Origin of the sequence: Mycobacterium sp. E3298, from assembly GCF_001666895.1 — a bacterium.
In the GTDB taxonomy this organism is placed as follows: domain Bacteria; phylum Actinomycetota; class Actinomycetes; order Mycobacteriales; family Mycobacteriaceae; genus Mycobacterium.
In genome coordinates this window covers 1-826 of the sequence record NZ_LZJB01000080.1, presented here as the reverse complement: position 1 = coordinate 826, position 826 = coordinate 1, and the positions used below count along the sequence as shown (strand labels likewise).

Annotated in this window: 1 protein-coding gene; it reads left to right on the top strand. The window is 69.0% G+C overall.

Annotation, left to right across the window (positions count from 1 at the left end):
* Positions 1-644: 644 nt before the first annotated feature.
* A partial coding sequence (locus A9X05_RS29180) for a PPE domain-containing protein (RefSeq protein WP_156736234.1) occupies positions 645-826 on the top strand: 182 nt, incomplete at its 3' end.

Sequence of the window (826 nt, the reverse complement as noted above, 5' to 3'; positions counted from 1 at the left end):
TCCAGGCCACCGGCACCGACAACTTGCCACCGATGGAGGCCGCCCCGCCGATGGCCGCGGCCGGGTGCACCGCTCCGGCACCGCCGCCGAGCAGACCACCGAGCCCACCCAGACCGGGCAGCGCCTTGGCTGCCGCCGGAGCCGCACCACCGATCAACCCCACCCTTCGCCGGATAACCTCCGGGTCGGCAGCGTAGGAACACGCTTTAGCGCGCGAAAAGTGCTGCGCTAAAGCGTGTTTCGCGTTTGCGCCCAAGAACCGACTCGCGGCGGAGGCCTTGCCCACGCCCCCGGCCGGCCCCTGTCCGGGCCGACATCGCCGCGGCCTTTATTGCGACCGGATTTTTTGTCCAGCGCCCACGTCGATCCGCCCCGGCTGCGCGGGATCGCTTATCGGCCGTGATCCGCCCGGCACCCGTTCCCGCAGGTAGGCGTGCACACGGCGAACGCGGGCGGCCGCCGGCCCGGCCGTTGCGCTGTCCGCTGACCCGCTGGAACGGGGCGCCTCCCACCCGGACCGTCGAGTCACGGGCAGCGAGAAGACGGGGCGGCGCTCTAGCCTTCGCAAGCAAGCGCATCGCTTGAAGCCAGCTATCTAAAACACTCGCGAGGGAAACACATGGTTCGAGCCGGGGGGTTCGTAGGTGTTTGACTTCGGGGCGTTACCGCCGGAGATCAATTCCGGTCGGATGTATGCGGGTCCGGGTTCGGGTTCGTTGATGGCGGCGTCGGCGGCGTGGGATGAGATTGCTGCTGAGGTGGCTGCGGCGGCCAGTGGGTATAGCTCGGTGATTGCGGAGTTGACGTCGGGTCCGTGGGTGGGTCC